A 21,971-nucleotide genomic window follows, 5' to 3' on the forward strand; every position below is an offset into this window, starting at 1 on the left:
GCCCCGCGACTCAGGCGGCCGCGGGGACGCTCTCGCGGCGCCTGCCGAGCGCGATCTGGGTACCCAGCGAGAGTAGCGATGCCGCCACCATCACCGCGGCCATCACGAGCGGGCTCGATCCCACCAGCGGCGACACGAGCGCGCCGAGCGAGAACTGGAGCGCACCCAGGAGTGCGGAACCGGTGCCTGCGATGTCGCGCACCTCGCGGGAGGCCAGCGCGCTCGCGTTGCCCATGATGAAGCCGAGGCTCGTGAGCGAGAGGAAGAGGACCACGAGGACGGGCCACAGCGACGGTCCCGTCACGACGATTCCGAGCAGCACGACCGAGAGCACCACCAGCGCGGTGGTGGCGATCCCGAGCACGCGCTGCGCGTCGACCCGGCCGGCGAGCTGCGCGTTGACGATGCTCGCGCCGATCAGCCCTGCGGCGTTCACGCCGAACGCGAGCGCGTAGGCCCCGCTGGAGAGGCCCAGCGCGTCCTGCAGCACGAACGGCGAACCGGAGATGTAGGTGAACATCGTGGCGAAGGCGAACGCAAAGGCGAGGGTGAAGCCGACGTAGCGGGGGCGCGTCAGCGCCGACCGGACGTCCCGCCCCGTCGCGCGCAGCCCGCCCCGGACCCTGCGCTCGGGTGGGAGCGTCTCGGGGACCGCCACGAACGCGCCCACCGCCATGAGGAGGGTCAGCGCGGTGAGCGCCGCGAAGATCACGCGCCAGCTGCCGATGCCGAGCAGGGCGCTGCCCAGGAGCGGGGCGACTACGGGGGCGATCCCGTTGATCGCCATCATCAGCGAAAACAGGCTCACCGTGCGGCTGCCGGTGGTGCGGTCGACGATCATGGCCCGGCTCAGCACGATCCCGGCGGCGCCGCCGAAGCCCTGGAGGAAGCGCGCGACCACCAGGACACCGATCGTCGGGGCCACGATGCAGGCGGCGGTGGCAACGAGGCAGAGTGCCGTGCCGCCGAGCAGCAGGCGGCGGCGGCCCCACGCGTCGGAGAGCGGGCCGATGACGAGCTGGCCGGTGGCGAGCCCGACCAGGAACCCGGTGAGCGTCAGCTGGACGTTCGAGGCCGTGGTGCCCAGCTCCGCGGCGACCTCGGGGAGGGCCGGGAGGTACATGTCCGTCGCGAGGGGGGCGATCGCCGTGAGCAGCGCGAGGGCGCAGATCCACACGCCGAGGGGAGCTCGAGCAGCAAGCGACATGTTATCAATTTATATCTAAGTTCGGCCGATACGATGCGGATGTGACCGACGTCGACGTGCAGCTCGACCACCTCGCCGAGGCGTCCCACACCCTGTCGCGGACGCTGCGTCGCACCGGTGAGCTCGAGGTGGGGCTCGAGCAACTGCCTGCATCGGAGCTGGACGTCCTGCGGTTCGTGGTGACCCACTCCGGCGCGTCGGTGTCGGAGGTCGCGCGGGGCTTGCGGCTGCAGACGAGCAACGTGAGCACGACGGTGCGGGCCCTCGTCGAGCGCGGCCTGCTCCTCCGGCAGTCGGATCCCCTGGATCAGCGGCGCAGTCTCCTGCGGGCGAGCCCCCTGGCAGACGAGCACCGCCGGCTGCTCGGCCGCGCGTGGTCCCGCTCTCTCGCGAGCGCGCTCGCCGAGCTCGCCGCCGACGACGAAGCGGCGATCCGCGCGGCGGTGCCCGCACTGACGCGGCTGGCGGAGTCCCTCCGTCGGCGGGCCGAGGGGTGAGTTACTTCTCCCGCGCGTCGTAGGCGGCCTGCGCGGCCGTGATCCGGTGGACGTGGACCTCCGCCCAGTCGCCGATGACGGCGATCGGATCGATCAGGGAGTGACCGAGGTCGGTGAGGGTGTACTCGACCCGTGGCGGGACCTCGGCGAAGATCTCGCGGGTGACCAGGCCGTCGCGTTCCATCCGGCGCAGCGTCTGCGTGAGCACCTTGGGCGCGACGCGGCCGAGGTGGCCGCGCAGGTCGGTGAACCGCATCGGGCCGTCGCTCAGCAGGAGGACGACGAGCACGGTCCACTTGTCGCCGATCCGGTCGAGCACCAGTCGGGTGGGGCAGTCGGGATCGAACAGGTCGCCCTCGTAGGCCGCGGCGCGCTTGGCCCGCAGTTGGTCGATGAGCTGCGGCGGCGCAATGGTAACCACGAGGTACTTATAGCACGTTGAAGTACTCAATCACTGATGGATACCTTCGCGGTGAACCTACAGCGAAGGGAGCAACGAGCATGCGGATCGCGGTCTACGGTGCGACGGGAATGATCGGCAGCCGGGTGGTTGCCGAGGCGGTGTCGCGCGATCACGAGGTCACGGGGATCTCGCGCTCGGGTGGCGAGCTGCCGGCCGGCGCCGCGACGGTGCAGGGCGACGCGAGCGACCCGGCGTTGACCAAGCGCATCGCAGGCGATGCGGACGTCGTCGTGTCGGCGATCGGGCCCAGCCGCACCGGTGGTGACCGGCGCGAGTACCTCGCGCACCTGCGCAACATCGCCGAGACGCTCGGCGACACGCGTCTGATCGTCGTGGGCGGTGCGGGATCGCTGGTCGTGGGCGGCGCACGGCTGGTCGACGCTCCCGACTTCCCCGAGCTCTACCGCGCAGAGGCGCTCATCGCGGCGGAGGCCCTCGACTACTTCCGTGGGCTCGGCGGCGACGTCGAGTGGACGTTCTTCTCGCCGGCTCCGGTGATCGCGCCCGGCGAGCGCACCGGCACCTACAAGGTCGGCGCCGACTCCCCGGCAGGCGACTCGGTCTCGGCCGAGGACTTCGCGGTGGCGCTGATCGACGAGGTCGAAAGGCCTGCCCACCGCCGCACGCGGTTCACGGTCGCGAACTGACGCCCCGTGGTGCCGGCCGCACGCGCCGGCCCGGCACGCGGGAGCGCGCCTCGGCCACAGCGGCCGCCACGCAGGGTGAGCTGCCCGGCAGGGGGTCGCGGGCGGAGCGGCCGACCCAGCCGGGCCGGGGCTTGAAGCGCGCCAGCACGGACGCTCCCTCCATCACGAGGGCAGCCTTGATCACCTCGTCGGCGGTGCGCAGGACGAGCACGACGATCGCCCCGCGGAACCGGCTCTTCCCGCGTCCGGTGACGAGCATGTGGCCGGGCTCGTCGTGCTCACGCGCGAGCCGCTTGACCGCGCGGGCGTAGTACTTGTGCTGTGCGATCGCGCTGATGCCGGTCAACGACATGATCGCGACGACGAGCACGAACACGGCGGCGTTGTCCACGTCAGCCCTCCTGCGTCGAATCCGTTGGGCGCTTCGGGCGGGCGGGCCACGGCTTCACCCGACCATGGGCGGCGGCCCGCTGCGCCCGGACGATGGCCTCCGGGTCGCGGGCCCGCAACTGGACCGCGCCGCAGTTCTCGCACATCCGCGCCGCCACCTCCGTCGTCACCTCGGTGGTGCCGAGCCGGTACGCGAACCGGAGCGAGCCCACGATCGGCACGGCGATCCTGCCGTCGATCCACCGCCCGCCGCACGACGGGCAGTGCAGGACATCGACGGGCTCCTCTGTCATGCCGCCGGGACCTGTCCGAACCCGGAGACCACCGGGTGGCCGGCGAGCAGGCGATCCTGCAGGGCGCGCAGCTGGGCGATCGTCGTGCTGGTGTCGATCTCCACGTCGTCGTAGGTGAGGATCCGGTCGCGCGCGACGTCGCGGGTGAGCCGCGCGCCCGCGAGCAGGCCGAGCGGCGCGAACCCTTCCGCCTTCACGGCCTCGGCGCTGTCGATGACGCCGTACACGCAGTCGCCGCCGATGCCGTCGATCACCTCGCCCGCGCGCAACGCCCGTTTCGCGCCCGCCGCGACCTCGGCCCGCCACGCCCGCGGCTGGATGTCGCTGCGGCCGTCCAGGACGGCGGCCGGGATGGACAGCGGTGCCTCGATGCTGGCGAGGTGGTAGGGCCGGTAGAAGGAGTAGTACGGCCCGGCGCCCATGCCGAGGTACTCCATCTCCTCCACCACGATCGGCTCGTCGCTGCGGGCCACCACGAAGACGCCCGGCGCCACCGGCCCGGTGGCCATGTCGACCACTCCACTCCGGTCGAGGATCCCGCCGTCCGCCGCCGGGCGGAACACGTTGTGCAGCTCGGGCACCGTGGTGCGGTAGCCGCTCAGCCCTCGCCTGCTGACGCCCAGGTCGGCCGCGTTGGCCAGTGCCGCCATCTCGATCATCGCCTTGGAGCCGTCGACGAAGCTCGCGAGCATCTTCGGGTTCATCTTCTTGCGCTTGGCCTCGTCGGCGAGGTCGGCCGGGGTGGCGTGCGGGTTCAGCGGGTTGTTCTTGCCCTTGCCGGCGCACACGATGTCGAAGGCGAGGTCGCGGGCGAACTCGACGAGCTTGAGCGCCTCGGCGGGCTCGTCGCCCCGGCACAGCGTGTAGACGGCACCGGACTGCGCGGCGATCCGCGACAGCATCCAGCCGACGGTGATGTCGGTTTCCACGTTGAGCAGCCCGACGTGGCGCCCGGCCAGGAGGCTCCGCAGTGCGACCTCGGCACCAATCTCCGGTACGCCGGTCGCGTCGATGACCATGTCCACCGGCAGCGCGGTGGCCAGGGTGTGGTCGGTGACGGCGACGGTGCCGCCGTCGGCGACCACGCTGCTCAGCTTGTCGAGGTCGTCGCCGGTGGCGACGTGCTCGACGCCCGCGGCCTGCAGGGCGCCGGTGGCCCGCTGGAGGTCGATGTCGGCGACGGCGACCACCTCCATGCCGCTGATCCGCCGGACCTGCGCGACGAAGCCCCTGCCCATCTGACCCGCCCCGACGAGCCCGACCCGCACGGGTCTGCCGGTCGTCCGCTGCCGTTCGAGAAGTCGTTCACGGAATGCCAATGGGATCTCCTAGCGTGGCGAGCGGAACTCGATGACGTGGCCGGGCTGCGGGTCGGGCAGGCCGCCCGCGGCGTGCACGGCACCGGGCAGCAGCTTCTGGTCGGGCTGGTCGACGTAGAGCACGACGTGGCCGAGCTCGTCGAGGTTCTTCGCGGCGATCTCGCCGACCGCGGTGATCGTGAGCTCGTGCCCGCCGACGGACACGACGTCCCCCACCTCGATCGTGATGTCAGGAACGCGGTGGTCGGGGCGGTGGACGACGCTCACGTCGGCCAGCGCGTCCGGGAGCGGCTCGGCGTACAGGATGAGGACGCCGCCCGCGAGCATGTCGCCCGCTTCCGGTCCGACGCTGACGACGGTCGTGCGGTAGTAGGTCATCTCTCTCCCGGTCTTCCGAGCTTTTCAGTCACAAGCCGAAGCTCGCGAGCCACGCGATGATCACGGCCAGGGGTGAGGTGATGAGCCGGCTGAACAGCACGGCCGGCACGCCGATCTCCACCGTCTCCACCCTCGCCTCGCCGAGGCCGAGACCCACCGGGACGAAGTCGCAGCCGACCTGGCCGTCGATGGCGAACAGGGTGGGGAGGGCGTACTGAACGGGCAGGGCGCCGGTGGCGATCTGCGTGCCCATCAGGACGCCGACGATCTGGGCCACGGCCGCGCCCGGCCCGAGGATCGGCGACAGGAACGGCAGCGCGACGACGGCGCTGATCACGATGAGGCCGAGCGGGTTGCTGGACAGCGGGGCGAGCAGGTTGCCGATCGCCGTGGCGATTCCGGTGTAGATGACGACGCCGAGCAGCAGGCTGACGTACGCCATGAACGGCAGGATCGTGTTCAGCGTCAGGTTGATCGACTGCCGGCCGGCCGCGAGGAAGGTGTTGATGATCTGGCCGATCGCGCCGCCGAACTTCACGAGGAAACCGCGCGGAGGCGCAGGCTCGGGCGGCGGGGCGGCCTCCGCCGTCTCCACGGGTGCGGCGGTGGCCTCGGTGGGCTCCCCGTCGAGCAGCTCCACCTCGTCGGGGCCGACGGCGGAGACGAAGATGTCCTCGGTGATGAACTGCGCGAGCGGGCCACCCGGTTCGCCGGGGTAGACGTCGATCGTGGGGATCCGCTTGCGCGGGTAGACGCCGATCCGGGCCGTGCCGCCGCAGTTGATGACAGCGGCGAGTACCTCCTCGTCGGGCACGCGGGTGCGGAAGCCGTCCACGACCTCGGCGCCGGACAGCTCGGCGATCCGCTGCGCGACGGCGTGGATGCCGCCGCCGGTCACGGAGATGACCTTGTTCCGCTCGGGGGTCGGCGTCAGCTGGAGGCCGCGGCCCCAGCCGTTGGCTCCTGGACGCACGGTGACGGTGCGGTAGGCGACCTCGTGAGTGGTCATTTCGCCGCACCTCCCGCGGTGCTGAACTCGGCGTCGAACTCGCGGAAGAGCTCCGTCTTGCCTGCCCGCCGGATGAGGTAGGAGGTGATCAGCTCGGTGACCACGCCGCGGATGAGGATGACGACGATGCCGACGGCGAAGTAGCGCACGGCAAGGGGCACGGTCGACTGGCCGAGCTGCGTCACGCCGCTCGCGACGCCGAGCCAGACGAAGAGCTCGCCCGCGTTGGCGTAGGGGAAGAACGTGGTGACGGGGTGCACGAAGGAGACCGCCGAGTCGTAGAAGGCGGGCTTGTGCCGCTCGCGCAGGAAGCGGCCGAACGTGTAGCACATCGGGTTGGTCAGCATCAGGACCGCGATCACCGGCATGACCGTGTAGCGGGTGATCCACCAGCGCGACGACCACTGCACGGCCCGCGTCACCCGGTCCTCTCCGATGAACGCGATCAGCGCATACATGCCGGTGAGCAGCACGATCAGCGTCGGGAGGATGCCGGTCACCAGCCCGGCGAACTGTTTGCCCGCCTCGTTGAAGACGCCGATGAAATGCTCGCCTGCCCAGATGATCGCGTTGAGGATCGGGTTGTCGCCCCCGTCGGTCGGGGGTGGGGGAGCTTGGCTCGGGGAAAAGGTCACGTCCATGGGAGCCTTCCGGTGGGCCATTTTCACGTACGTGCAGACGCCTCACATATGCGCGCTGTGAGTTGATAGCACTGTGAGACCTGGAGCACAAGGTCACGCGTCCAGCTCGCGCTCCAGCATCGCCGCGAGTGCGTCGAGGGTGGCGTCGGCGTTCTCGCCCTCGGCGCGAAGTGTGACGAGGTCGCCGTGCGCCGCTCCCAGCGTGAGGAGGTTGAGCAGGCTCCGCGCGTTGACGGGCGGCTGCCCGTCCTTCGCGATCTGCACGGGGACGCCCGCCTTGGCCACGGCCTTGGCGAACAACGACGCGGGCCGCGCGTGCAGGCCGACCTTCGATCCGATGCGGACCTGCCGTTCGGTCATGGGCAACCTCCGTTGGTTGTGCACATCTGTGCAGATCGCTCACGTAGTGGGCTACTATCCATGCTCACATCGGTGATTGACAAGGAACTTGGTGACGATGCCTGCTCCACGTGATCGTGGTTCCCTGGTCAAGGCGGCCCGGATGTACTTCCTGGACGGCCGCTCGCAGGACGACATCGCCCGCGTGCTGGGCACGAGCCGATCGAACGTCTCGCGGATGCTCACGGCGGCGCGGGCGCAGGGCGTCGTCGAGATCCGCGTCCACGACCAGACCGCACGGGCGATGGAGCTGGAGCAGGCGCTGCGCGACGCGTTCGGGCTCACGCAGGTTCGGGTCGCGGCGTTCCGGCCAGGGGCCGACGTGGTGGCGGCGGCAGGCGATCTCGCCGCGCAGTGGCTCGACGAGACGGTCCGTGACGGCCAGGTCGTCGGACTGTCCTGGGGCACCTCGCTGCAGGCGATGGTCGCGGCGGTCGCCGTCGACAAGCCTCGTGACGTCGAGGTCGTCCCGCTGGTCGGCGGGCTGGCGGTGGACGCATCGCTCGTCGCCGGGCAGGAGCTGGTGCGCGAGCTGGCCGGCCGGCTCGGGGCGACCTACCGGTACCTGCACGGCCCGGCCTTGCTGCGGTCCGAGGCTGCGCGGGACGCCCTGCTCGCCGAGCCGGCCATCCGCGAGGCCCTCGAATCGGCGCTGTCCGCCGACATCGCGATGGTCGGGATCGGCTCGGTGGGCATCGGTTCCAGCAGCGTCATCGTCGACGGCCTCGCGCTCACGGACGAGGAGCGCGCGACGTTCATGGCCGAGAACCCGGTGGGGGACGCCTGCTGCCGGTTCTTCGACGCCGACGGCAAGGCGATCGGCGGTGTCGTGCACGACCGCGTGCTCGCCGTCGAGCTCGAGGAGCTGCGCCGCATCCCCATGGTCGTCGGTGTCGCCACCGGCGCGGAGAAGGCCGCGGGTGTGCTGGGCGCGCTGCGTGGCGGCTTCGTCGACGGGCTGATCACCGATTCCGGGCTCGCCCACGCCCTGCTCAGCGGGGCCCGCGCCCGCTAGTCGCACCCGACCCGCACCCTTTACAGCCGGTTGTCACGCGTGCTAGAGATGTGCACCATCGTGATTCATTCGCACGAAGTTGCGTTTGCGAGGGGAGCGGCGTTGCGTGATCTCGCGAAGGACCCGGAGGCGGCGCGCCGGGCGTTGCGGACCATGTGGACGGCCCGGCGGTTCGAGGAAGCGGTCGACCAGCTCTTCGCCCGGGGTCTCATGCACGGCACCATGCACCTGTCCATCGGCCAGGAGGCCAGCGCCGTCGGCACCTGTCTCGCGCTGCGACCGGACGACATGATCACCTCCACCCACCGCGGCCACAGCCACTGCATCGCCAAGGGCGCCGACCTGACGCGGATGATGGCCGAGCTGCTCGCCAAGGACACCGGGTACTGCCGCGGGCGGGGCGGCTCGATGCACATCGCCGACGTCGCCACCGGCAACCTCGGTGCCAACGGGATCGTGGGCGGCGGCATCCCGATCGCGGCCGGCGCCGCGCTCGCCCAGAAGCTCGGCGGCACGGGGCGCGTCGTGATCGCGTTCTTCGGCGACGGGGCCGCCAACGAGGGCGCGTTCCACGAGGCCGCGAACCTGGCGGCGGTGTGGGAGCTGCCAGTGGTGTTCGTCTGCGAAAACAACCATTACGGGATGTCGATGTCGGCCGACGAGGCGTTCGCGATCGAGGACATCGCGAGCCGGGCGGCCGCCTACGGCTTCCCGGGGATCACCGTCGACGGGAACGACCTGCAAGAGGTCTACGAGGCGGTGTCGGCGGCCGTCGACCGGGCGCGCGCGGGTGCGGGGCCGACGCTGGTCGAGAACGTGACCTACCGGTGGAAGGGCCACTCGAAGAGCGACAAGAACCTCTACCGCACGCGCGAGGAGATCGCCGACTGGCAGGCGCGCGACCCGATCGCCCGCTTCGAGCAGGCGGTCCGCGACGCCGGGGGCCTCGTCGAGGCCGAGATCGAGGCCGCCCGCAAGGAGGCGACCCACGACGTTCGCGAGGCCATCCGCGCCGCGAACGCCGCGCCGCCCGCACTGGCCGGCCGCGACGTCCTTCTCGGTGCCGTCTATGCGGGGGCCGTCCACGCGGAGGTGCCGGCGTGACGGCCACGACCGACGTACGCGAGCTGACCTACGCCGAGGCCGTCCGGGAGACCCTCGCGGACCTCATGGACACCGACGAGCGGGTCTTCCTCATGGGGGAGGACATCGGCGTCTACGGCGGCGCGTTCGGCGTCACCACCGGCCTGCTCGAACGGTTCGGCCGCGAGCGGGTCCGCGACACGCCGATCTCCGAGATCGCGATCGTCGGCGCCGGGGTGGGCGCGGCGTTGTGCGGCATGCGGCCGGTCGTCGAGCTGCAGTTCTCCGACTTCGTCACCTGCGCGATGGACCAGATCGTCAACCAGGCCGCGAAGATCCACTTCATGCTCGGCGGGGCGGCGCAGGTGCCGCTCGTCATCCGCGCGCCCGCCGGATCCGGCACAGGCGCGGCGGCGCAGCACTCGCAGAGCCTGGAGGCGTGGTTCGCGCACGTCCCCGGGCTGAAGGTCGTCATGCCCGCGACGCCTGCCGACGCCATGGGCCTGCTCCGCGCGGCCGTGGCCGACCCGAACCCGGTGCTCGTCCTGGAGCACAAGCTGCTCTACAAGGAGCGAGGACCGGTGCCGCCCGGCCACCACGTGCCGCTGGGCGCCGCCGCCGTCCGCAGGCGGGGGACCGCCCTCACGATCGTCGCGACCTCGGTGATGGTCGGCCGCTCGCTCGCCGCCGCCGAAGAGCTCGCCGCAGAGGGCATCGAGGCCACGGTCGTCGACCCGCGCACGATCACCCCCCTGGACGAGGCGACGATCCTCGCCGAGGTGGCGGCCACCGGCAAGGCGCTGCTGGTGCAGGAGGCCCCGCGCACCGGCGGCTTCGCGGCCGAGATCGCCGCCCGGATCGCCGAGTCCGACACGTTCCACGCGCTGAAGGCTCCGGTCGTGCGGCTCTGCGGCCTCGACGTGCCGATGCCGTACGCGCCCGAGCTCGAGAAGGCGGCCGTGCCGCAGGTGCCGGACATCGTCGCCGCGGCCCGCCAACTCCGGAAGGGGGCATGATCGTGGCCGAGACGCCGATCCGGATGCCGAAGCTGTCCATGACCATGGAGGAGGGCGAGTTCGGCAGCTGGCTCGTCGCCCCGGGGGATACGGTCACCAAGGGCATGCCGGTGGCGGTCGTCATGACGGACAAGGTGGAGATGGAGATCGAGTCGGAGGTGTCGGGCACGGTGACGCGCCTGACCGCCGAGGAGGGCGACGTCGTCCCCGTCGGTGAACCGCTCGGCTACGTCGACAGCAGCGATGACGACGGCCTCGGCGACCTGGACGAACTGCTCGGCTGACCTGGTCCCCACCAGCCAGCCCCTCACCGACGAGGAGCAACGCATGCACGAGGTCCTGCGCGGGATCGGAGTGAGCCCAGGCGCGGTGGCCGGGCCCGTCGCCCGGCTCGCGCCCCCGCCGCCGGACCCTCCCGCGGGTGCCACCGTCGAGGACCCTGGTGCGGAGGCCGCGCGGGCCGGCGCCGCGCTCGCGGGCGTCGCCGAGTTCCTGAGGGCGCGCGGAGCGGCCGCCGGGGGCGACGCCGAGGAGGTGCTCGAGGCGCAGGCGATGATGGCCGAGGACCCCGAGCTCCACGAACAGGTCGCCGATCTCGTCGCCGACGGGCGCACGGCGGCCCGCGCCGTCCACGAGGGGCTGATCTCCTACGCCGAGGTGCTCCGCGGGATGGGCGGCTACCTCGGCGAGCGCGTCGCCGACATCGAGGACATCCGGTGCCGCGCCGTCGCGCTGCTCACCGGGGCGAGGATGCCTGGGGTCCCGCTCCTGCGCAGGCCGTCGATTCTCGTGGCCCGCGACCTCGCGCCGGCCGACACGGCCACGCTCGACCGCGACCAGGTGCTCGGTTTCGTCACCGAGCTCGGCGGGCCGACCAGCCACACCGCGATCCTCGCCAAGCAGCTCGGCATCCCGGCCGTCGTCGCCTGCCCGGACGTCGCGGGCCTCGTCGAGGGCGCGAGCGTGGTCGTCGACGGGTCCGCAGGGGAGATCACGGTCGACCCACCGGAGAGCGTTCTCGCCGGCATCGCCGCGCGCGCCGCTTCCCGCGCGGCGATGCCGGAGCCCTCCGGACCGGGCCGGACGGCCGACGGGACCCCGGTCGCCCTGCTGGTCAACGTCGGCACGGTGGCCGACGCGAGGGCGGCTGCCGATGTGCCGTCCGAGGGGGTGGGACTGTTCCGCACCGAGGTCCTCTACCTCGGCCGGGCCACGGCACCGCCGGTGAAGGATCAGATCGAGGCCTACCGCGCCGTGTTCGAGGCCTTCGCCGGCCGGAAGGTCGTGATCCGCACCCTGGACGCGGGCGCGGACAAACCGCTGCCGTTCGTCGGCCACGCCCACGAGGCGAACCCGGCGCTCGGCGTGCGCGGCCTGCGCGTGGCCCGGCGCCAGCCCGAGCTGCTGACCGACCAGCTCATGGCCATCGCCGAAGCGGCATCGGCCTGCTCAGCCGAGGTGTGGGTGATGGCGCCGATGGTGTCCACGCCTGCCGAGGCTGCAGAGTTCGCCGGGCAGGCCCGCGCGTTCGGGCTATCGACCGTCGGCGCGATGGTCGAAGTGCCGGCCGCCGCGCTGCGGGCCACCCAGCTCCTCGAGCGCTGCGACTTCGTCAGCATCGGCACGAACGACCTCGCCCAGTACGCGTTCGCGGCCGACCGCACCGAGTCCGCACTCGCCGACCTCCTCGACATCTGGCAGCCCGCACTGCTCGACCTCGTCGCCGCGGTCGCCGACGGCGGCCGCCGCACCGGCCGCCCGGTCGGCGTCTGCGGCGAGGCGGCGGGCGACCCGCTGCTGGCGCTCGTGCTCGTCGGGCTGGGGCTCACGAGCCTGTCGATGGCCCCGGCGTGCCTCCCGCCCGTCCGCCACGCCCTGAGCACGCACACGCTCGACGAATGCCGGGGCATGGCGAAGGCCGCTCGGGAGGCCGACGACGCCGTGTCCGCCCGCGAGAGCGTGCGCCGCCTCGCGTCCCCAGACCTGCTGGCCCTGATCTAGTGGCCCGGACCGGGAGCCCACCACATGACTCGACGGCCCAGCTTCCCGCTGGGCGCACCGGCGAACCGGCCGAGTACGCCCGGTACGAGGCCGGCCCGCCGGCACACCCAGCGAAAACCTGGATCCGCCGATTCATGCACCGGGCTCCCGGTCCGGGCCACTAGGGAGCCACCATGCAGCGCTACGTCGTCTCCCTGCAGTGCCACCGCTGCGGGAGCGAGCGGGCCCACGCGGTGGTGTACCTCGGCACGATCATCGCCTGCATCACGTGCTCGGAGTGCGACACGGTGGTGGCGCCGCGACCGGACATCCTCCTGGAGCGCTACCTGCGGGACCTCGAGGTCCGCCTCGCAGGCAAGCCGGGGAAGATGCTGCGCCACGCGAAGGAGCGCCCGGTCGACTTCGTCTTCCACTACCTGCCGCTGGGCCTGCTCCGCAAGCCCGCCGAGATCGTCCAGGAGTGGAGGCTGCTGATCCGCGCCTCGTCAACGCGAAGCGGGCCTCGCAGCCACTTCACACACCCTGCCCAGACCTCACACAAGGCCGGCCCTGTGTGAGGTCCGGGCGGGATATGTGAAGTCCCAGGTCGTTCAGGACACCGTGGGGCGCTCGCCGTGACGAGCGGCCTCGACGAGCCTTGTGAGGTCGTCCGCCGTGACCGGGCGTGGGTTGGCGTACGGAGAGGCGGTGGCTTGCCGGACGACCTCGGCGATGCCGGAAGCGGGCAGCCCCAGCTCGGCGAGCGAGCGCGGGGCGCCGAGCTTCGTCGCGAGGTCCCACAGCGCACCGCCGGGGTCCGCGCCCAGCAGGGAGGTCAGCGCGGGGCAGGCCGGGGCGTTGAACGCGACGACGTGCGGGAGCACCACGGTGTGGACCTCGGCGTGCGGCAGGTCGAAGGTGCCGCCCAGCACGTGGCAGAGCTTGTGGTGCAGTGACATCGTGGTGGCGCCGAGCACCGCGCCGCACAACCATGCGCCGTACTGGGCGCGCGTGCGTGCCGCGAGGTCCGTTGGCCGGGCGGCCACGAGCGGCAACGCCTCGAGGATGGCCTGCGCGCCCTCGCGCGCCATCAGCGAGATGATCGGTGAGGCGTCCGGCGCGTAGAGGCCTTCGACGGCGTGCGCCACCGCGTTGAAACCGCTGGTGACCGACAGCGGGACGGGCAGGGTGAGCGTGAGTTCGGGGTCGTAGACGACGCTGCGGGGGAGCACGGCCGGGTCCCGTCCGGTGCGTTTGCGGCCGTCCTGCGTAACCCCCCAGATCGGGGTCATCTCCGAGCCCGCGTAGGTGGTGGGCACCGCGATGACGGGGAGCCCGTGCTCGAGGGCGATCGCCTTCCCCAGGCCGATCGTGGACCCCCCACCGGCGGCGACGCAGCCGTCGGCGCCCAGCTCCGCGGCCGCCTCGCGCGCCCGGGCCGCCACCTCGACCGGCACGTGCATCCGGGCGTGGGGGTAGACGCCGGCGGCCCGCGATCCGAGCCCGTCGGCGACCCGCCTGCCGAGCGCTTCCTGTTCAGGAGTGCACAGGACGAGTACGCGGGTCAGGCCGAGCTGGTCCACCTCCTCGCCGAGGCGAGCCGAGGTCCCGGCGCCGAAGACGACCCGCATCGGCAGGGACTGGTAGACGAACTCATCCCACATGGTCCGGCTCCAGGACGAGGTCGATCGACGCGCTCTTGAACGGGTTCTCCACCCCGTGCCGGCGCGCCTGCTCGGGGTCGTCGACCTCCGTGAAGTCGGCGATCAGGCTCTTCTTGACGGCGAAGACGGCGTCGGAGTCCAGGTAGGGGCTGCCGGCCACGAAGATGTGGGTGGTCAGCGTCCGGTGTGCCGGAGCGGCGGCGATGAAATGGATGTGGGCGGGGCGGAACGGGTGGCGTCCGGTGGCGAGGAGCAGCTTGCCGACCGGGCCGTCCGTCGGGATCGGGTAGTGGCTCGGCACCACCGTGCGGAAGGCGAAGCGGCCATCGGCGTCGGTGTGGAAGAGGCCCCGCCCGTTGCCGAGTGGCTGCACGTCGGGCTGCTGGACGTCGTAGAACCCGTCCTCGCTGCACTGCCACACGTCGACGGTGGCACCGGCGAGCGGGGTGCCGTCGGTGCCGAGGACGCGTCCGGTGACGACGCACGGGTCGGCTCCGCCGATGAGGTCGATGCTGTCGCCGTTCTCCCGCTCGGGAGAGGCGACCACGTGGAACGGCCCGAGCACGGTGCTCTCCGTTCCGGCCTCCTGGCCGTTGATCGTCTCGGCCAGCATCGAGATGCCGAGCACGTCCGAGAGCAGGATGAACTCCTGCCGGTTGGCGTCGCACTTCTGCCCGACGGCGGTGAGGAAGTCGATCGCCGCCTCCCATTCGGGCAGCGTCAGACGTACCTTGCGGACGAAGTCGTGCAGGTGTGGCACGAGCTCCTGGAGGATCTCCCGCAGGCGTGGGTCCGCCGTATCGGTGAAGCTCTCGACAACCGCTGCGGTGGTGCTCTCGGAGGTCAGGTCCATCCTTGGCTCCTGCGGAAAGGGGAGGTGCGTGCCATGCGTACAGCCGGGTCGGCGTCCACGCTAGGTCGCCGTGCCACCCGCCGGACAGCCGCTTCGCGCGATCGGTGGCCGGAATCCGCGACCGTGTTGGCCGGGCACTCCATCTGCGAGCGTGCCGGCTTCGATGAGTTCCGCCACGAGCTCAACGCGCTCTACTACCCGGCTCGGGTCGAGCCGCTCGGCCCCGCACGCGCCGACGTCGGGCTGCTGCGCGGTGTCCGCACCGAGCACCTCACCGTCGGGGTGATGCGGTTCGGCCGGCCGACCCTCGTCGACCCCGGCCGGACGGGCGCCGGCTACCACGTCAACGTCACCCTCGCCGGCCGGATCGCCTCCGCGACCGACGACGCCGAGACGGTCTCCACCGCAGGCGAGGCCACCGTGTTCGCCCCGCACCGCACCCACCGGCTCACGCACTGCGCGGAGGGCGCGGCGCAGCTCGGGATCCGGGTCGACCGCGATCTGGTCGACGCCGAGCTGGAGGCGCTGCTCGGACACCCGGTCCGGGCTCCGCTCGAGTTCGACCTGGAGTTCGACCTGACCTCTCCCGCCGGGCGGGCGTGGCGGGCCTCGCTCGACCTGCTGCTGTCCGAGCTCGACAACCCGGACGGGCTGATCGGACGCCCTGCTGTGCGCGCGTACCACGAGCGGTTGCTCGCCACCGGCCTGCTGCTCGCCCACCGGCACAGCTACACCGAGGCACTGCAGGGTGGGGGAACCCCGGCGACGCCCCGGTCCGTGCGGCGCGTGATCGACCTCGTACAGGGCGACCCTCAGGAGCCCTACACGGTCGGTGACCTGGCCCGCGTGGCAGGCGTGAGTGCCCGGCGGCTGCAGGAGGCGTTCCGCGAGCACCTCGGCAGCACGCCGATGGAGTACCTGCGCTCGGTTCGGCTCGACCGGGTCCACGGCGAGTTGCGGGCCGGGACGGCCGGGGTCACCGAGGCGGCCCACCGCTGGGGGTTCACCCACCTCGGCCGGTTCGCGAGCGCCTACCGGGAGCGGTTCGGCGTGCTGCCATCGGAGACCGCGTCACGTATCACCCCCTGGCCGTTGTCCTCCTCCCGAGGCCGCGCCCGCTTGCCACCGCCGTCAGCCGGGTAGATCCGCAGTGGGACGTCGACGGAGGGTGGGAACAGACGTGGGCACGATGCAGGCGGGCACGATGCAGGACGTGGAGGGCCCGCTGGACGCGGGGCAGCTCGACCGGATCCACGCGTGGTGGCGGGCGGCGAACTACCTGTCCGTCGGCCAGATCTACCTGATGGACAACCCGCTGCTGCGCGAGCCGTTGCGCCCGGAGCACGTCAAGCCCCGCCTGCTGGGGCACTGGGGCACCACGCCTGGTCTCAACTTCGTCTACGCGCACCTCAACCGCTGCATCGTGGAGCGCGACCTGGACGTCATGTACGTCATGGGGCCCGGCCACGGCGGGCCGGGACCGGTGGCCGCGGCATGGCTGGAAGGGACCTACAGCGAGGTCTACGGCGATGTCTCCCAGGACGAGGCCGGGATGAAGCGGCTGTTCACGCAGTTCTCGTTCCCCGGCGGGATCCCCAGCCACGTGGCCCCGGAGACGCCGGGGTCGATCCACGAGGGCGGTGAGCTCGGCTACTCGCTCTCGCACGCGTACGGTGCCGCGTTCGACAACCCCGATCTGATCGTCGCGGCGGTCGTCGGCGACGGGGAGGCCGAGACCGGACCGCTCGCCACCAGCTGGCACTCCACCAAGTTCGTGGACCCCCGCCGCGACGGGGCCGTGCTGCCGATCCTGCACCTCAACGGCTACAAGATCGCGAGCCCCACGGTGTTGGCCCGGATCGAACCGGAGGAGCTGGAGCAGCTGCTGCGCGGCTACGGCTACACCCCGTACGTCGTCGAGGGCGCCGATCCGGCGCGGATGCACCAGGAGTTCGCCGCCACCCTGGACCGCTGCCTCGACGAGATCGCCGAGATCCAGGAAAGGGCCCGGCGGGCCGGCACGCCAGAACGTCCCCGCTGGCCGATGATCGTCCTGCGTTCGCCGAAGGGCTGGACCGGCCCGGGGACCGTCGACGGGCTGAAGGTGGAGGGCTCGTTCCGCTCGCACCAGGTGCCGTTCGCCAACGCACGCGGCGACGCGTCGCACCGGGCCGTGCTGGAAGAGTGGATGCGCAGCTACCGGCCGGAGGAGCTGTTCGACGCCACCGGGGCTCCCGTTCCCGAGATCCGCGACCTGCACCCGGCGCGTGACCGGCGGATGAGCGCCAACCCGCACAGCAATGGCGGTCTCCTGCTGCGCGACCTGCGGATGCCCGACTTCCGCGACTACGCCGTCCCGGTGGAACGGCCGGGCGGTGGGACGGCCGAGTCGACGAAGGTGCTGGGTACCTTCCTGCGCGACGTCATGCGCGACAACATGACCGACTTCCGGGTCTTCTCCCCGGACGAGAACAACTCCAACCGGCTCGACGCGGTGCTCGAGGTGACCGGCCGGACGTGGGACGCCCGGATCCAGCCCGACGACGTCGACCTCGCCGTGGACGGGCGGGTGATGGAGATCCTCTCCGAGCACACCTGCCAGGGCTGGCTGGAGGGCTACCTCCTGACCGGCAGGCACGGGGTGTTCTCCTGCTACGAGGCCTTCGTCCACATCGTCGACTCGATGTTCAACCAGCACGCCAAGTGGCTGAAGACCTCGAACGCGATCCCGTGGCGGCGGCCGATCGCCTCCCTCAACTACCTGCTGACCAGCCACGTGTGGCGGCAGGACCACAACGGGTTCTCCCACCAGGACCCGGGGTTCATCGACCACGTGGTGAACAAGAAGTCGGACGTCATCCGGGTGTACCTGCCCCCGGACGCCAACACGCTGCTCTCCACCGTGGACCACTGCCTGCGCAGCCGCCAGTACGTCAACGTGGTCGTGGCGGGCAAGCAGGTGCAGCCGCAGTACCTCGACATGCCCGACGCGATCGTGCACTGCACCAAGGGCATCGGGATATGGGACTGGGCCAGCACCGATGCCGGCGGCGAGCCCGACGTGGTGCTGGGCTGTGCGGGAGACGTCCCCACGATGGAGACGCTCGCCGCCGTCGACATCCTGCGCGGCTTCTTCCCGGACCTGCGGATGCGCGTGGTGAACGTCGTGGACCTTATGCGGCTGCAGGACGACCGGGAGCACCCGCACGGGCTGTCGGACCGGGAGTTCGACGCGCTGTTCACCGCCGACAAGCCGGTGATCTTCAACTACCACGGGTACCCGTGGCTGATCCACCGGCTGACCTACCGCCGCGCCAACCACCACAACCTGCACGTGCGCGGGTACGTGGAAGAGGGCACCACCACCACGCCGTTCGACATGTGCGTGCGCAACCGCATCGACCGGTTCGACATCGCCATCGACGTCATCGACCGGGTGCCCCGGCTGCGCCCGATCGCGGGCCACTACCGGGAACGGCTGAAGAACACCCTGATCGAGCACCGGCAGTACGTGCGCACGCACGGCGAGGACATGCCCGAGGTCGCCGAGTGGAAGTGGGAGCGGGCGTGATGAGGGTGCTCGTCGTCAACACCGGGTCGAGCAGCCTGAAGCTGTCGGTCCTCACCCGGGACGGGCGCGTCGAGACCGCCGCCACGATCGAGCGCTGGGAGGGCCACGGTCACCTCGATCCGGTGGAGCGATTCCTCTCCGACGCCGGCAGGATCGACGCGGTCGGCCACCGCGTCGTGCACGGCGGGCCGCGGTACTCCGAGCCCGCGCGCGTCGACAGGGAGTTGATCGACTACCTGGACTCGATCCGCGACCTCGCGCCGCTGCACAACCCGCGCGCGATCGCGGGGATCCGCGCCGTGGCCGAGGTGCTGCCGCAGACCCCGGCGCTGGCCTGCTTCGACACCGCCTTCCACACCACGTTGCCCGCCGAGGCACACACCTACGCGCTGCCCCGCGAGTGGAACGCGCGGTGGCAGTTGCGCCGCTACGGCTTCCACGGCCTCTCCCATGCCTACGCGACACGGCGGGCCGGCGAGCTCGCGGGCCTCCCGGACGGCCCGAGCGCCCGGACGGTGTCCTGCCACCTCGGCGCCGGAGCATCGCTGGCCGCCGTCCGCGACGGCGTCAGCCGGGACACGACGATGGGTTTCACGCCACTGGCGGGGCTCGTGATGGTCACCCGCTCAGGGGACGTCGACCCCGGCCTGCTCATGTGGTTGCTGCAGCACGGCGGCGTGCCCGTCGACGAGCTGAACGATGCGCTCGAGAAGCGCTCAGGGCTGAAGGGCCTCTCGGGCACGTCGGGTGACCTGCGCGACGTGCTGGCGGGCCGCGCCGCAGGCGACCCGGACTGCGCTCTGGCGTTCGACGTGTTCGTCCACCAGCTGTGCCGCGAGATCGCCGCGATGACGGCCGCGGTTGGCGGGCTCGACGTGCTGGTGATGACCGGTGGTGTCGGCGAGCACGCGCCGCTCGTGCGTGAGCGGGTCGCCGATCGGCTGGCCTATCTCGGGGTGCGGCTGGATGCCGGTCGGAACGAGGCCGCATCGGAGGACGCCGACATCTCGGCGGCGGACGCCGCCGTGCGCACGGTCGTCGTCACCGCGCGCGAGGACCTCGAGATCGCCCGCCAGGTCGTGGACCACCTCAGCACAGCACGGCGCGGCTCATGAGGGCTCCTACAGCGCGAACTGCTTGATCATGTCGTCGATCGGCCGGCGCGGGGTGGGTCGCACCGGACTGCCGAGCGGTGCCCAGCCGACACGGAGAACGAGCTGGGGTGCCGCGGTGCCCTCGAGCACCTCGTCCCGCACGGTGCGCCTGCTCGTACCGACCTCGAGGGGCCGGCTCAGCGGGCACGTCGCGAGGCCGAGCTCGGTGGCGTGCAGCAACACCGCGCTGAGCGCCTCGCCTGCCCGGAGCTGGGAGAGGGGGTCGTCCGATCCCGTGGCCAGCACGGTCAGGAGCGCGCCGTCGGGGGCGCCGTCGGATGGTTGCTCGACGAGGCCGTCGCTGAACTGCATGGCCGTCCCGCCGCCGCTCACGACCGCGTCCCGCAGCAGGTTGACGGCCGGGATGCCCTCGACGTCGGCGTGGCAGCCGGTCCGGATCGCGCGCTCGGCGAGGTAGGCGACGTTCGACTCCTGGGCCTCCGCCGCCGCCTGGATCGCCTCGAGCAGTCGTCCCCGTGACCGGGCTGCCGTCACCGGGCGGAGCAGGGCGCCCTGCTCGGCGGCGCGCTCGCTCAGCTCGTCGATGAACGCGGAGGGCACCTCCCAGTCGGTGAACCGGCGCCGGTCGGTCCGCCTGCGCAGGATCGCCGCGGCGAGGGTGAGGTCGGTGTCGTCGGCGGGACGGGGGTGCAGCGCCACGGCCGCCAGGTGGTCCGGCTCGTCGCGGTTCGGCATCCGGTGCACCGAGCTCGCGAGTCCCGCGGCCGCGAGCGCCACCCGCGCGTGGTGCAGTGCCGCCCCGCAGCTCACGATCATGTCGCGGCCGTCGGCGTCGGTGGCGGGCAGCCAGCGGGCGAGGTCCGCGTGGAGGTGGATGGTGTGCGGACCGACGACCCACCGCCACGGCTGGCTGTTGTGCACCGAGGGGGCGGCAGCGGCGAGCGCGAGCGCGCTCCGCACGGTGCGCTGGTCGATGTGGCGGCCGTTGATGGTCATCGCTGCTCCTCGTCGGGCTCGGCGGGGGGCGGCGCTTCGGCGGCCGTTTTCCCGACGCCGCAACCCTCCCGCCGTCCGAGGGCGGGTGGCAGCGGGCGAGGGTCCCGCGGATCAGGGCCGGGAGCCCGCTCGACGGGGGACGATGTGCTCTGTCCACCGGACCGGCCGCGGCGGACGCTGGCGCGTCGTACCGAGGGGGACGCGATGAGCCGGGCGATGGTCGTGTTCGAGTCGACGTTCGGTAACACCGAGGAGATCGCGCACGCTGTCGCCGACGGCCTGCGGTCGAGTATGGACGTCGACGTCGTCGAGGTCGGTGCGGCCCCGACGGACCCACCCGACGACCTCGACCTGCTCGTGGTCGGGGGGCCGACGCACGCGTTCGGCCTGACCCGGCCCATCACCCGCGAGGACGCGGCGAGGCAGGCCGGTCACGCGCTCGTCTCCCGCGGCGCCGGATTGCGCGAGTGGCTGGAGGACCTGCGGCCGCGGGACGGGCTGCCCGTCGTGGCGTTCGACACCAAGGTGGACCGGCCGCACCTGCCCGGATCGGCCGCCCACGGGGCCGAGCGGCGGCTGCGCAGGCTCGGCGCCCGGACGATCGTGCGGCCGGAGAGCTTCTGGGTGAGCGGAACCTCGGGACCGCTGCTCGAGGGAGAGACCGAACGGGCGCGACTGTGGGGCACGTGGGTGGCCGCTGCGCTCGAGTCCCGCCGGTGACTCAGGCGCCGTTCTCCTTGCGCAGGCCGGCGGCGTAGACGGCGGCCTCCGTGCGGCGGGTGAAGCCGAGTTTGTGCAGCAGCGAGGAGACGTAGTTCTTGACGGTCTTCTCGGCGAGGAAGAGCTCGGCGCCGATCTGGCGGTTGGTGAGGCCGTCGGCGATCAGGCTGAGGATGCGCTTCTCCTGCGGGCTGAGGGAGGCGTACCGGGGATCGGAGGGCTCGTCGCCCTTGCGGAGGCGTTCGAGGACCACCGCGGTGGCCCTCGAGTCGAGCAGGGAGCCGCCCGCGGCGATGGCGCGGACGGCGCCGACGAGGTCGACGCCCGTGACCTGCTTGAGCAGGTAGCCCGCCGCGCCGGCCATGATCGCGCCGAAGAGCGCCTCGTCGTCGGAGTACGACGTGAGCATCAGGCAGGCCGGCGGCGGCGAGATGGCCGAGCGGATGTCCCTGCAGACGCTGACGCCGTCGCCGTCGGGGAGCCGGACGTCGAGGATCGCGACGTCGGGGCGCAGCGCCGGGATGCGGGCGAGGGCCTGAGCGGCCGTCGCGGCTTCGCCGACGACGGTGATGTCGTCAGCGGACTCGAGGAGCTGCGCGATACCCCGGCGGACGATCTCGTGGTCGTCGAGCAGGAACACGGTGGTGGGCACGTCGTCTCCTCGTCAGCGGCCGTGACACTACGACGGTACGGGGCGTGTCGACCCCGTCGCCGC

General features: G+C 71.9%; 25 protein-coding genes. 12 read left to right on the forward strand and 13 right to left on the reverse strand.

Annotated elements, in window-relative coordinates; translation table 11 throughout:
* Positions 1–10: 10 nt before the first annotated feature.
* Complete coding sequence (locus K1T35_RS20080; RefSeq protein ID WP_220261655.1) at positions 11–1,207, reverse strand: multidrug effflux MFS transporter; 1,197 nt, start codon at positions 1,205–1,207, stop codon at positions 11–13.
* A gap of 41 nt (positions 1,208–1,248) precedes the next feature.
* Here K1T35_RS20080 and K1T35_RS20085 point away from each other — a divergent pair, with 41 nt between their 5' ends.
* Entirely contained in the window at positions 1,249–1,704 is a 456-nt protein-coding gene (locus K1T35_RS20085) for a MarR family winged helix-turn-helix transcriptional regulator (RefSeq protein ID WP_220261656.1), read from the forward strand.
* Between the two features lies 1 nt (position 1,705).
* Here K1T35_RS20085 and K1T35_RS20090 read toward each other — a convergent pair whose 3' ends face one another.
* A complete protein-coding gene (locus K1T35_RS20090; RefSeq protein WP_255622614.1) occupies positions 1,706–2,116 on the reverse strand; it encodes a helix-turn-helix domain-containing protein in 411 nt (136 codons plus the stop codon).
* 89 nt (positions 2,117–2,205) lie between these two features.
* Here K1T35_RS20090 and K1T35_RS20095 point away from each other — a divergent pair, with 89 nt between their 5' ends.
* Entirely contained in the window at positions 2,206–2,814 is a 609-nt protein-coding gene (locus K1T35_RS20095; RefSeq protein WP_220261657.1) for an NAD(P)-dependent oxidoreductase, read from the forward strand.
* Here the strand turns inward: K1T35_RS20095 and K1T35_RS20100 are convergent.
* The 7 genes from K1T35_RS20100 to K1T35_RS20130 all read right to left on the reverse strand — a co-directional run bounded on the left by K1T35_RS20100 (position 2,798) and on the right by K1T35_RS20130 (position 7,204).
* Positions 2,798–3,205, reverse strand: a complete 408-nt coding sequence (locus K1T35_RS20100; protein WP_220261658.1) for a transcriptional regulator GutM — start codon at positions 3,203–3,205, stop codon at positions 2,798–2,800. The two genes, K1T35_RS20095 and K1T35_RS20100, sit on opposite strands and share 17 nt — an antisense overlap.
* A 1-nt stretch (position 3,206) precedes the next feature.
* Positions 3,207–3,497 carry a hypothetical protein gene (locus tag K1T35_RS20105; RefSeq protein ID WP_220261659.1) on the reverse strand — a complete coding sequence of 97 codons (291 nt, stop codon included), beginning with the start codon at positions 3,495–3,497 and terminating at the stop codon, positions 3,207–3,209.
* The gene (locus K1T35_RS20110; RefSeq protein WP_255622326.1) at positions 3,494–4,765 is read right to left on the reverse strand and encodes an NAD(P)H-dependent oxidoreductase; all 1,272 of its coding nucleotides are present in this window, start codon (positions 4,763–4,765) and stop codon (positions 3,494–3,496) included. The genes K1T35_RS20105 and K1T35_RS20110 overlap by 4 nt, the downstream gene beginning before the upstream one ends.
* Before the next feature lie 60 nt (positions 4,766–4,825).
* A complete protein-coding gene (locus tag K1T35_RS20115) occupies positions 4,826–5,194 on the reverse strand; it encodes a PTS glucitol/sorbitol transporter subunit IIA (RefSeq protein ID WP_220261661.1) in 369 nt (122 codons plus the stop codon).
* Between the two features lie 28 nt (positions 5,195–5,222).
* Complete coding sequence (locus K1T35_RS20120; protein WP_220261662.1) at positions 5,223–6,203, reverse strand: PTS glucitol/sorbitol transporter subunit IIB; 981 nt, start codon at positions 6,201–6,203, stop codon at positions 5,223–5,225.
* Positions 6,200–6,844, reverse strand: coding sequence for a PTS glucitol/sorbitol transporter subunit IIC (locus tag K1T35_RS20125; protein ID WP_220261663.1), 645 nt, complete (start codon positions 6,842–6,844; stop codon positions 6,200–6,202). Before K1T35_RS20125 ends, K1T35_RS20120 begins: the two co-directional genes overlap by 4 nt.
* 93 nt (positions 6,845–6,937) lie before the next feature.
* A complete protein-coding gene (locus K1T35_RS20130; protein WP_220261664.1) occupies positions 6,938–7,204 on the reverse strand; it encodes an HPr family phosphocarrier protein in 267 nt (88 codons plus the stop codon).
* A gap of 97 nt (positions 7,205–7,301) precedes the next feature.
* Between K1T35_RS20130 and K1T35_RS20135 the strand changes: the two genes are divergently transcribed.
* The 6 genes from K1T35_RS20135 to K1T35_RS20160 all read left to right on the forward strand — a co-directional run bounded on the left by K1T35_RS20135 (position 7,302) and on the right by K1T35_RS20160 (position 12,915).
* Positions 7,302–8,258 carry a sugar-binding transcriptional regulator gene (locus K1T35_RS20135; RefSeq protein ID WP_220261665.1) on the forward strand — a complete coding sequence of 319 codons (957 nt, stop codon included), beginning with the start codon at positions 7,302–7,304 and terminating at the stop codon, positions 8,256–8,258.
* 102 nt (positions 8,259–8,360) lie between these two features.
* On the forward strand, positions 8,361–9,362 hold the full coding sequence (locus tag K1T35_RS20140) for a thiamine pyrophosphate-dependent dehydrogenase E1 component subunit alpha (RefSeq protein WP_255622327.1): 1,002 nt from the start codon (positions 8,361–8,363) through the stop codon (positions 9,360–9,362).
* 65 nt (positions 9,363–9,427) lie between these two features.
* Complete coding sequence (locus K1T35_RS20145) at positions 9,428–10,357, forward strand: alpha-ketoacid dehydrogenase subunit beta (RefSeq protein ID WP_370645514.1); 930 nt, start codon at positions 9,428–9,430, stop codon at positions 10,355–10,357.
* Positions 10,354–10,641 carry a biotin/lipoyl-containing protein gene (locus tag K1T35_RS20150; protein WP_220261668.1) on the forward strand — a complete coding sequence of 96 codons (288 nt, stop codon included), beginning with the start codon at positions 10,354–10,356 and terminating at the stop codon, positions 10,639–10,641. The genes K1T35_RS20145 and K1T35_RS20150 overlap by 4 nt, the downstream gene beginning before the upstream one ends.
* A 43-nt stretch (positions 10,642–10,684) precedes the next feature.
* Positions 10,685–12,358 (forward strand): phosphoenolpyruvate--protein phosphotransferase, encoded by a 1,674-nt coding sequence (gene ptsP / locus K1T35_RS20155; RefSeq protein ID WP_220261669.1) that lies wholly within the window; start codon positions 10,685–10,687, stop codon positions 12,356–12,358.
* Between the two features lie 173 nt (positions 12,359–12,531).
* Positions 12,532–12,915 (forward strand): hypothetical protein, encoded by a 384-nt coding sequence (locus tag K1T35_RS20160; protein ID WP_220261670.1) that lies wholly within the window; start codon positions 12,532–12,534, stop codon positions 12,913–12,915.
* 33 nt (positions 12,916–12,948) lie between these two features.
* Here K1T35_RS20160 and K1T35_RS20165 read toward each other — a convergent pair whose 3' ends face one another.
* Entirely contained in the window at positions 12,949–14,001 is a 1,053-nt protein-coding gene (locus K1T35_RS20165; RefSeq protein WP_220261671.1) for a maleylacetate reductase, read from the reverse strand.
* Positions 13,991–14,854 (reverse strand): dioxygenase, encoded by an 864-nt coding sequence (locus tag K1T35_RS20170; RefSeq protein WP_220261672.1) that lies wholly within the window; start codon positions 14,852–14,854, stop codon positions 13,991–13,993. Before K1T35_RS20170 ends, K1T35_RS20165 begins: the two co-directional genes overlap by 11 nt.
* 123 nt (positions 14,855–14,977) lie before the next feature.
* On the opposite strand from K1T35_RS20170, the gene K1T35_RS20175 reads away from it, so the two are divergent.
* From K1T35_RS20175 to K1T35_RS20185, 3 genes are read left to right on the forward strand one after another with little or no spacing between them, the layout of a single operon-like run.
* Positions 14,978–15,997 (forward strand): AraC family transcriptional regulator, encoded by a 1,020-nt coding sequence (locus K1T35_RS20175; RefSeq protein ID WP_220261673.1) that lies wholly within the window; start codon positions 14,978–14,980, stop codon positions 15,995–15,997.
* Between the two features lie 46 nt (positions 15,998–16,043).
* Positions 16,044–18,425 carry a phosphoketolase gene (locus K1T35_RS20180; protein ID WP_370645515.1) on the forward strand — a complete coding sequence of 794 codons (2,382 nt, stop codon included), beginning with the start codon at positions 16,044–16,046 and terminating at the stop codon, positions 18,423–18,425.
* Positions 18,425–19,540, forward strand: a complete 1,116-nt coding sequence (locus K1T35_RS20185; RefSeq protein ID WP_220261674.1) for an acetate/propionate family kinase — start codon at positions 18,425–18,427, stop codon at positions 19,538–19,540. Before K1T35_RS20180 ends, K1T35_RS20185 begins: the two co-directional genes overlap by 1 nt.
* Before the next feature lie 6 nt (positions 19,541–19,546).
* Here the strand turns inward: K1T35_RS20185 and K1T35_RS20190 are convergent, their stop codons facing one another.
* Complete coding sequence (locus K1T35_RS20190) at positions 19,547–20,536, reverse strand: NAD(P)H nitroreductase (RefSeq protein WP_220261675.1); 990 nt, start codon at positions 20,534–20,536, stop codon at positions 19,547–19,549.
* 204 nt (positions 20,537–20,740) lie between these two features.
* Between K1T35_RS20190 and K1T35_RS20195 the strand changes: the two genes are divergently transcribed.
* The gene (locus tag K1T35_RS20195) at positions 20,741–21,256 is read left to right on the forward strand and encodes a flavodoxin-like domain-containing protein (RefSeq protein ID WP_220261676.1); all 516 of its coding nucleotides are present in this window, start codon (positions 20,741–20,743) and stop codon (positions 21,254–21,256) included.
* A 1-nt stretch (position 21,257) separates the two neighbouring features.
* On the opposite strand, the gene K1T35_RS20200 is transcribed toward K1T35_RS20195, so the two are convergent.
* Positions 21,258–21,908 (reverse strand): response regulator transcription factor, encoded by a 651-nt coding sequence (locus tag K1T35_RS20200; RefSeq protein WP_220261677.1) that lies wholly within the window; start codon positions 21,906–21,908, stop codon positions 21,258–21,260.
* Positions 21,909–21,971: the final 63 nt, after the last annotated feature.

Origin of the sequence: Pseudonocardia sp. DSM 110487 (assembly GCF_019468565.1) — a bacterium.
Lineage (GTDB): Bacteria > Actinomycetota > Actinomycetes > Mycobacteriales > Pseudonocardiaceae > Pseudonocardia.